General features: G+C 34.6%; 7 protein-coding genes and 1 pseudogene. All 8 read right to left on the reverse strand.

Annotated features, from left to right (window positions below):
* Nucleotides 1–374 precede the first annotated feature (374 nt).
* Nucleotides 375–719 (reverse strand): iron-sulfur cluster biosynthesis family protein, encoded by a 345-nt coding sequence (locus tag GHI93_RS12550; RefSeq protein WP_153497339.1) that lies wholly within the window; start codon nt 717–719, stop codon nt 375–377.
* A 164-nt stretch (nt 720–883) separates the two neighbouring features.
* On the reverse strand, nt 884–1,528 hold the full coding sequence (locus tag GHI93_RS12555) for a bifunctional 4-hydroxy-2-oxoglutarate aldolase/2-dehydro-3-deoxy-phosphogluconate aldolase (protein ID WP_153497340.1): 645 nt from the start codon (nt 1,526–1,528) through the stop codon (nt 884–886).
* Nucleotides 1,522–2,495, reverse strand: a pseudogene (locus GHI93_RS12560) (sugar kinase). Before GHI93_RS12560 ends, GHI93_RS12555 begins: the two are co-directional and overlap by 7 nt.
* Nucleotides 2,496–2,506: 11 nt before the next feature.
* Complete coding sequence (locus tag GHI93_RS12565) at nt 2,507–3,364, reverse strand: aldose 1-epimerase family protein (RefSeq protein ID WP_153497341.1); 858 nt, start codon at nt 3,362–3,364, stop codon at nt 2,507–2,509.
* Between the two features lie 8 nt (nt 3,365–3,372).
* Nucleotides 3,373–4,863, reverse strand: coding sequence for a UxaA family hydrolase (locus GHI93_RS12570; RefSeq protein ID WP_153497342.1), 1,491 nt, complete (start codon nt 4,861–4,863; stop codon nt 3,373–3,375).
* A gap of 4 nt (nt 4,864–4,867) precedes the next feature.
* The gene (locus tag GHI93_RS12575) at nt 4,868–6,283 is read right to left on the reverse strand and encodes a tagaturonate reductase (protein ID WP_153497343.1); all 1,416 of its coding nucleotides are present in this window, start codon (nt 6,281–6,283) and stop codon (nt 4,868–4,870) included.
* A gap of 100 nt (nt 6,284–6,383) precedes the next feature.
* Nucleotides 6,384–7,802: a glucuronate isomerase gene (uxaC, locus tag GHI93_RS12580; protein WP_153497344.1), complete on the reverse strand. Its 1,419-nt coding sequence runs from the start codon at nt 7,800–7,802 to the stop codon at nt 6,384–6,386.
* Nucleotides 7,803–7,824: 22 nt separating this feature from the next.
* Nucleotides 7,825–9,294, reverse strand: a complete 1,470-nt coding sequence (locus tag GHI93_RS12585) for a glycoside-pentoside-hexuronide (GPH):cation symporter (RefSeq protein WP_153497345.1) — start codon at nt 9,292–9,294, stop codon at nt 7,825–7,827.
* Nucleotides 9,295–9,620: the final 326 nt, after the last annotated feature.

The following is a 9,620-nucleotide window of genomic DNA, read 5'->3' on the forward strand; positions in this document are numbered from 1 at the left end:
GATGAATCGAGGCGAAGGGTTGAATTTTAATCGCTTACGCATGGGCATTGTCCTCCATCTCTAAACGCGGACAACGCCACAAAAAGAAACACCTACCTGCTTGGGAATGTCTTGTCTTGTCTTGTCTTGTCTTGTCTTGTCTTGTCTCATGTTTTACCCCCTTTAGTGACAGAAAAGCCCAAAGTACTTTTCTTTCATTGTAAATTTATTTTAAGTTAAGTCAAGTCTTATTTAAGTTTCGTTTTTATATGTTTTAGATTATTATTTATAGTTAACATGAAATATATGAGTTTAATTTGAAAAATTAACTAGAACAGATTATTTTTTTCAAAAAAAAAGCAAGCCATACTTTGCTTACTTTTTATCTTTTTTTATTAAAGTTTTTCTATTTTTAAATTAGGTGTTAATAGTGATCCTGCACCCATCAGCTCAAAGCCATAATTCGATGAACTTCTGGCATTCATGGCGTCATCAAAATAGATTTTTCCACTTTGTTTGCAATAAATTTTTCCTAAATCACTCTCAAACGTGCCATCAAATTCATCTGTCAAATTTTCTTTAGCAGTCACAATCAATCTAAATTGTGAAACAATTGCACAGGAATCTTTTGGACGTCCTGTGTCGCCAATCGAATCGTCATAATCCAACACTAAAATATCATTTTCCTTTTTTAGTCCTGCAATTTTTTCTTTTACTTTCTGATCAGATGTTAATTTCATGATTTTTCTCCCTATAAAAATGATTTACCACTTGGTACACTACTAGCATAGCACTTTATGAATCCATTTTGCAAAAATACTGATTGCTTTCTTTTTCTTAAGGTGATGGAAAATTATTGTTTATAAATTTAGTAGGATCAAGTTAAGGGATTTAGTATTCAGTATCAAACCGAACTATTTTCATAAAAAGCTTTCATAAATTGTTCTGCGTTTTTTTTAACTCCTTCATAGTCATCATGTTCTGCAGGTCGTGTAACACCGCCTCCAGCAGAAACTGCGATTGCACCTGCTTTAAACCATTCTCCAACATTTTCAGCGGAAACTCCACCTGAAGGCATGATATTAATATATGGAAATGGTCCTTTTAAATCTTTAATCATTGCAGGACTAGCAATATCTCCTGGAAAAAGTTTAATAATTTCAGAACCGTATTTTAATGCCTCTCCTGCTTCACGTGGTGTCAAAATACCAGGAATATAAGGAATTTGATAAAGGTTACAAATTTTAGCCACTTCTTTATCGAAGCTTGGACTAACAATGAACTGCGCACCTGCTATTATTGCGAGTCTCGCAGATGCTGGCTCTAGTACTGTTCCCGCTCCAATGATTACTTCTGATGCTTTATATTTCTCTACTAATTTTGAAATCACACGATTAGCCATCGGCACCGAGTATGTCAATTCAATAGACTTAATTCCTCCCGCAACAACAGCATCAACAATTTTAATTGCCTTTTCAGGACTATCCGCTCGTACAACCGATACAACACCTGATGCGACCATTTTACTTATAATATTCATTCTTAACATGCAAATCTTCCTCTATCCGTATTTTTATTTATAAATTCCACTAATTGTTCTCGAGTCGGGTAACCATCGTTATCCCCTGCACTTAAAACAGCACAAGCTCCAACAGCACACGCACGTTTGACAGCTTCTTCAAGCGACCACTCTTCCAGCAAGGCAGATTCTAAACCTACAGAAACCCATCTCCTGCTCCTACAGTGTCCACAACATGCTCAACTTTAAATCCATCTATGAATTTTCCATTTTTATTTTTAGTTTTAAAGAATGCTCCTTTGTCACCAAGCTTAACTACAACACACTGAGTCAATTCACTTTGTTTCAAATAAAAGTCAGCAATTTTTTCTGGATCACGCTCTCCCATTAATACCTCTCCTTCGTTAATTCCTGGAAGAACAATTTGACTATTTTTTGCCAATTCATTAGTGATTTGAATCATTTGTTCTTTACTTTCCCACAAAGCAGGACGAAGATTCGGATCAAAAATCGTCATGATTTTAGCATCATTTAATCGCTTATTAAATGCCTTGAATGTTTGTAATGCCGTTCTTGATAACGCTGGAAATATTCCTGAAAGATGGGCTAACTTAGTATCCCTTAAATCTAAATTTAAAATATCAGATTCACGTAAATTTGAAGCTGCTGAATGTTTTCTGAAATAAGCTACTTCAGGATCTCCATGCGTAACACTTTGTTTCAAATAGAAGCCAGTTGAGTGGTTAGCGTCAATTAATAGTTCTTTTGTATCAATTTCTGCTTCGTTTGCAGCATTTAAAATAAAGTCTCCAAAAGGGTCATTTCCTATTTTTGAAAGGTACGTTACATCATGTCCTAAACGGCTTAAACCAATGGCAACATTTAGCTCAGCACCTGCCAAATACTTTTTAAAATTTTTTACATTTTGAAGCTCAACATCTATATCGGTTGAAGCCAAAACAACTAATGGCTCCCCAATCGTGATAAATTCTGTCATATTTTTTCCTCTTAGTCAAAGCTCAATGTAACCTTATAGTGGGCATGATCACGCGCATTCAAATGAGCATTCATTTCTTTTTTATTGATTTCTTGGACCTCATTTATTTTATCGGGTAATCCTACAAATGGTTCCATACATAAAAACGAGAGTTCCTTATCTTCTTTTGTCCACAGACAAAGATTAGAAAAATCTTCCAAATTCATTTTCACCTCATATCCTAATCCTTGGAGTGAAACTTCATTTATCTTATTTGTAATAATCACCAACCCCTCTTCAAACAGGGCATGTTTTAAAGCAAATTTTGAGCCTTCAACTTTAAAATTTTTAATTTTGCCAGAACGATAAGGATATGGATTTTTCACAATCTCATATTGTTCAAGTTGAGAATAGCTTGGAGAAACTTCCAATGCATGGGATTCGAAATCTTGTTTTAATTTGAAAGCTGGATGAAATCCCAGCGCATAAGAGAGTGAACAATCAGAATTATTTTGTACTTCAAAATTCACTAATAACTGATTGTTTTCCAACTTATAAGAGACGGTGAGTGTAAAACAAAACGGATATGATTGAAAAGTTTCATTATTACTTGAAAAACTCAAAGTAAGTTCATCGTCCTGTTTTTTAACAATCTCAAAGTCATAATCAGATACAAAACCATGTTGTGGCATCGGATACTTTACGTCACCAACCAAGTATTCATCATTTGTTGAACGCCCTATTGATGGGAATAAAATAGGAGCGTGTTTAGGCCAAGCATCACCATTCCAAATATAATCAAATCCTGTTGAATTATTTATTACATGTGTAAGTTGTGCTCCTTTAATATCTACTTCTACGGATAAAAATTCATTTTTTATTTCTAACATTTTATTCCTCACAATGTTACGCCGTCTTTAAAGATAGCAATTTCTTGAAAGCCATTTTCTTCGTTTCGCGTATTTTCACCAGAAGCAACAGCTATTACTTTATCGATAAAATCATTTAACACCTCTTGTTTATTTTCATTAAATAGACGTCCCGCATTAAAATCAATCCAATGTGGTTTGTTTTGTGCTAACTCATTATTTGTCGCCACTTTAATTGTTGGAACAAATGTTCCAAAAGGAGTGCCGCGACCGGTAGAAAATAGAATTAAATTTACACCTGAAGCCGCCATATTAGTCGTTGAAACTAAATCGTTACCTGGACCTTGAAGAAGACTCAACCCTTTCTTACGAATCGGTTGAGCATAGGATAAGACATCGACTACTTCTGATGATCCGGATTTTTGAGTACATCCGAGTGATTTATCTTCAAGTGTTGTGATACCTCCTTCTTTATTTCCTGGAGAAGGGTTTTCAAAAACTGGTTGACCGTAACTTTGGAAATAGCGTTTAAAGTGATTAATAAGATCTACAATCTTCTCAAATACTTCTTCGTTTTGTGCTCGAGACATTAATCGTGTTTCTGCACCAAACATTTCTGGTACCTCGGTTAATACAGTACTTCCCCCTTGCGATCCTAGAAAATCTGAAAACATTCCAATCAAAGGATTTGCAGTAATTCCTGAAAAGCCATCTGATCCTCCACATTTAAGTCCAACCTTTAGCTCTGAAAGTGGAATATCTTCACGCCTATCAAATTTTACTTCTTCTAAAATTTCTTCCAATAATTCGTTAGCCGTTTTTTGTTCATCTTGGACGTGTTGAGCAACTAGAAATTTAACCCGATTATGATCTACTTTTCCTAGTAAAACTTTAAATGCATCCATTGTATTATTTTCACATCCCAATCCAAATACAAGTACTCCCGCCGCATTGGGATTATGCACTGCTCCAGCGAGCATTTTACGTGTATTTTCATGATCATCTCCGAGTTGAGAACAGCCGTACTGGTGTTTCAAAATGATAATATCATCAAAAGGAAGTGTTTCTCCGCTATGTTTTTCTTTAAATTGCTTCACTACAATTTCAGCAATTCCATTTACACATCCGACCATTGGAATAATATATAAATCATTTCTTACTCCAACACGTCCGTCAGATCTCCGATAGCCTTTGAAAGTTCGAGTGGATTTTGGATAAATTACAGGTTTTAATTCAGGATGATAAACATAATTAAGCTCTCCTTCAAGATTTGTTTTTAAATTATGAGAATGAATCCATGTCCCTTGATTAATATCTTCTGTTGCGTGTCCGATGGGTGCACCATATTTTACAACATCACTGCCGCTTTTAATTTCATGTAAAGCTATTTTATGACCACGCGGAATGTTCGTTGCAGCTGTTACCTTAATATTTCCATCAGTTACCTGTTCACCTGCTTCAATATCTCTAAGTGCTACGGCAACATCGTCTAAATCGTTAAGGTAAATCAAATCTTTCATTTAATTAGGCTCCTTTATTTATTTCTTGAACTACATGTCTTGCGCCAAATTGTTTGAGTGCATTGACATTTTGTTTTACGGTTTTTAATAAACCAGGTACTTTTGTTAAATCTCGTCCCCAAAATTCTTGATATGCAAGAACTGATTCAAGATAATCAGGCGATTTTTTCAATTCTTTCAAAGCTCTCATTACGTCATCTGTATCGTCAGCTTTTACTCCAGAAATTAAATCACCATAAATAGCTAACCACGCTGAAAAAGCAAGTGTAATTCTTTTTGGCACGACTTTGTTCTCTTCAATATTTTGCACAATTGTTGGCAAAAGTCGGTATTGACATTTTGATATTGAGTTTAGTGCAATGGACGTTAACTCGTGATGAACAAATGGATTATTAAAGCGCTCATTTATAACTTGAGCATAACTTTCTAAATCTTCTTTAGGTAAATCAATCATTGGAGAAATTTCTTTGTGCATTTCGTCCATAATGAATGGGAGGAAATCCCTATCCTGCATTACTTCTCCTACGGTTTTAATTCCAGCAAGTAATCCTAATGGCGTCATTGTTGTATGTGGTCCATTAAGTAATCTCACTTTTCTTTCACGATAGGGTTGCATATCATCGGTTACAATCACATTTAGGCCAGCTTTTGAAAGTGGGAGTAATTTTTCAATTTTTTTATCTCCTTCTATTACAAATAGTAAAAATGCTTCTGCTTTAACTAAAAGATTGTCTTCATACCCGATTCGTTCAAAAACTTCATCTTTTGTATCGTGGGGAAATCCTGGAACAATTCGATCAACCAATGTTGAATAAAAATCATTTTGTTCATTTATCCATGTCACAAAATTTTCCCCTAAATTCCAAAGATTTGAATACTTAATGACCATCTTTTTTAATTCGTCACCATTGTGCTCAATTAATTCACAAGGAATCACTTGAAAACCTGGTAAACCATTTTTAAAACGACGATATAATAGTTGTGTTAACTTGCCAGGATAAGTTTTGGCAGGTTGATCATTTAGTTGATCATTTGGATCAAATGCAATGCCAGCTTCTGTTGTGTTTGAAAAAATAAATTGAGCGGTTGGAATATCTGCTAAAGCTAAATAATCATTATAATTTTTAAATGGGTTTACTGTATGATCAATAACATTAATAATTTCTTCTGATTGAACTTTTTTACCATCAAGTAATCCTTCAAGTACTACAGTGTATTGATCATTTTGTTCATCCAGTTTTTCAATCATCCCGCGATCGAGTGGTTGCACAACAGCTACTGAACCTTCAAAAACTCCTTTTTTGTTCATTTGTTGAATTTGCCAATCAATAAAAGCTCTTAAAAAATTTCCTTCACCAAACTGAATGACTTTAACTGGAAAACCTGATTTTTTAATTTTCATGTCTTTTATATTTTTCATCTATTATTACCTCAAAAACAGTTTCCAGCAATCCTATGAGTTAAAAGCTGAAAACTATTGTTACTTTATTATTATTATTATATATATTTGGAGATTAGTTTCATTTGAAGAAACCAAAGTACTCATAGGCATTATTATATGAAATATCTTGAACTATTTTTCCAAGTATTTCTTCATTTTGTGGGACGCGTCCTTGCTCAGATAATTTACCCAAAAAGTTACACAAGACGCGGCGGAAGTACTCATGACGTGGATAGCTTAAAAAACTACGTGAATCTGTTAACATCCCAACAAAATTTGAAAGTAAGCTTTGTTGTGCAAATACTGTAAGTTGTTTCTCCATATATTCAGCGGTATCATTGAACCACCAGCCTGCACCGAGTTGCAGCCGTTGAACCGTTCCACCTTGAAAGCTTTGCATTAGTGTCGCAAGTTGGAGCCAATCGTTTTGATTCAAGGAATAAAAGATTGTTTTTGGAATAAAACCTTCGCTACAAGCTTTTGTATAAAGTTTTTGCATCGAATCAACGATATCTGCTTGAGTTCCCATCATGTCATAACCGGTGTCAGCACCAATTTTTTTAAACATTGGTTGATTCACATTTCGTGTTGAATTTATATGAAATTGCATTGTCCAATCAAATTCATTATTCAATTTCATAAGTAGGATGAGAATGGATGTGACATATTGGTCAATCTGGGGTTGAGATAATGTTTCAGAATTCAATGCCTTTTTAAGAATCACATTCACTTCTTCCTCGGTTGCTTCATTATAGTGGAATGTTTCAAGCGAATGATCAGAAAGTGCACCTCCCATTTTTGTAAAAAATTCCATACGTTGATGCATTGCTTTTTCAATATCAGAGAATTTTTTAATCTCAATCCCTGAAGCACGTCCTAGTTTTTTCATGTATTCAGAAAAGTTTGAACGTTCGATGTGAAGTAATAAATCAGGACGGAGTGCAGGAAGTGTTTTAAATCCGTTCTCTTTTTCATCTTTTGTAATCAGTTCGTGAAAATGTAAATCATCGGCTGGATCATCTGTTGTACAAACTGCTTTAACATCGGAATTTTTAATAAGATTTCGTGGTTTAAAGTTTTCTGTTTGTAGCAATGCATTGGCTTTTTTCCATATTTCTGGTGCTGTTTTTGTGTTAAATTCTTCATCAATGTGGAAAAATCGTTTCAATTCAAGGTGTGTCCACTCATAAAGTGGATTTCCAAGTGCTTTTTCAATTGTACTGGCCCATGCCATAAATTTTTCATAGTCATCACCATCTCCAGTAATTAATTCTTCGGGAATGCCATTGGCTCTCATCAATCGCCATTTGTAATGATCCCCGTACGTTCCTTCGTTCAACCAAATTTTAGTGATATTTTCATAATTTTTATTCTCGTAAATTTCTACGGGATTCAGATGGCAATGAAAATCAATAATTGGCATTTTCTTTGCATATTTATGAAATAATATTTTTGCCATTTCATTTTCTAATAAAAAATCTTCTGCTAATAGTTGCATGATATTCTCCTTTTTTGAGTGATTACTTTTTAGTTAAAGCATTTGTTTGTCCGATAATGCCGTCTTTCCAACGTCCATTATCTAAATCTGTCGCTACTTCATAAAATTTCTCTTCCGTTAATCGATAAAGGAAAAAGATAATTAATCCCGCTGCCAATAAGGCGACTGCTGGATAAAGTGTCATTACAGAACGGATTCCTTGAAGTGCGTTTGCATCAGCGTGTCCCGCAACATAACCTGTAGCTGCAAGTACACCTGCTGAGATAATCGCTGCAAGAGATTGAGCCAATTTACGAGAAAAGTTAAATGCCGCATAGGTGATTGCTTCACGACGAATTCCAGTATTCCATTCACCGTAGTCAATTGCATTTGATACCATATTCCATGTAATTCCATTAGGGATGGCGAGTGCAGTATAACCAATAGATACAAAAATTGTAAATGTAATTACATTATCTGGAAGAATAAAGTTGATTAAATTTGCAATCACTCCAACAGCAAAACTTGTGATTAATACTTTACGTTGCCCAAAATGTTTCACTAAAGTTGGAATCATAAACACACCAAAGATAGCACACCCCATATTAAAGAAGTTAAGAATCGGAGTTAATCCAACATTATGCAAATTATATTGGGCATAAAAAATCATCATGGCGTTGTTTGTGTTCATTGCTGAAATCGTGAATAGAGTCATTAAAATGATAGCACCCAGAGGTCCGTTTGTAAAAATAACCTTTGCATAAGCTTTAAAATCAAGAATCTTCGCATTTGAATCTCGATGAACCTTTACATTTTCTTTAGTTCCAAAATAACAAATCGCAAACATTACGACGCCAATAGCAGCAAAAATAGCTGTTGTATAGATATATCCACGTTCAGGATTACCATTACTTAGCACAAGCATCAAAGGGACAAATGCTATTCCGCAAATAAATTGTGCTCCGACTGAACCTACTTGTCTTGCAGTAGCCATAAAACTACGATCTTGTGGATTTCTTGACATTACTGATGCTAATGAGCCGTAAGGATCATTTGTAAAACTATAAATTAATCCCCAAATCATATAGGCAGCAAATGCGTAGATTACTTTTTGACGCATATTAAATCCGCTTGGCATATAGAATGTAACAACGGTCATCACCCCCAATAGGATTGCTGAAATCATCATTACTGGTCTAAATTTTCCACGGGGACCAGCTTTTCTTGCATCAATTACTGAACCCGCAATAGGATCCATGAAAGCATCCCAAATTTTAGTTAATGAAAAGATTGCTGCGACAGTTCCAGCACCGATTCCAACGACATCAATCCAAAATTTGGTTAAGTATGCTTGACCTAAATCAAACATGAAGCCATTTCCAAAATCTCCAAAACCATATAAAATCTGTTGGTGGGTCGGAATACGGTTATTGAAATGATTTTGCTCTGTTTGAACAGAGGAAGACTCCTGCAAATTAACTGCTGTTGCAGGATGGGACAATGTAGTACTCATAAAGTAAGTACCTCCTAAAATGTATAATATCTGAAAATGCCACTCGTGCACTCACATCCTTTGTTTGAATGCTCAAAATGATGTTTTACTTAATTAACAAGAAAGTGAGCAATAAGGAACTAATAATCCTTTCGTTTTGTATAACAAAGTTTATGTGTATCGGTTCCCTTAATTGATTAACTAAAATATACTCTACTTTTACCCGAATTGCTAGTTAATTTCATTGGAAAATAAATAAGTCGTGCTATCCTAATCTTAAACCACTAAGCATTAGAAAGCGCACGACTTATATGACTTATAATAGCACACTTCCAAAAGTTTTTGTT

The organism is Lactococcus hircilactis, assembly GCF_009601015.1.
GTDB classification, from domain to species: domain Bacteria; phylum Bacillota; class Bacilli; order Lactobacillales; family Streptococcaceae; genus Lactococcus; species Lactococcus hircilactis.

What these genes read in the sequence shown, in the direction of transcription:
- GHI93_RS12550 (WP_153497339.1), bottom strand. Translation starts at nt 719, where the DNA reads ATGAAATTAACATCTGATCAGAAAGTAAAAGAAAAAATTGCAGGACTA.
- GHI93_RS12555 (WP_153497340.1), bottom strand. Translation starts at nt 1,528, where the DNA reads ATGTTAAGAATGAATATTATAAGTAAAATGGTCGCATCAGGTGTTGTA.
- GHI93_RS12565 (WP_153497341.1), bottom strand. Translation starts at nt 3,364, where the DNA reads ATGTTAGAAATAAAAAATGAATTTTTATCCGTAGAAGTAGATATTAAA.
- GHI93_RS12570 (WP_153497342.1), bottom strand. Translation starts at nt 4,863, where the DNA reads ATGAAAGATTTGATTTACCTTAACGATTTAGACGATGTTGCCGTAGCA.
- GHI93_RS12575 (WP_153497343.1), bottom strand. Translation starts at nt 6,283, where the DNA reads ATGAAAAATATAAAAGACATGAAAATTAAAAAATCAGGTTTTCCAGTT.
- uxaC (WP_153497344.1), bottom strand. Translation starts at nt 7,802, where the DNA reads ATGCAACTATTAGCAGAAGATTTTTTATTAGAAAATGAAATGGCAAAA.
- GHI93_RS12585 (WP_153497345.1), bottom strand. Translation starts at nt 9,294, where the DNA reads ATGAGTACTACATTGTCCCATCCTGCAACAGCAGTTAATTTGCAGGAG.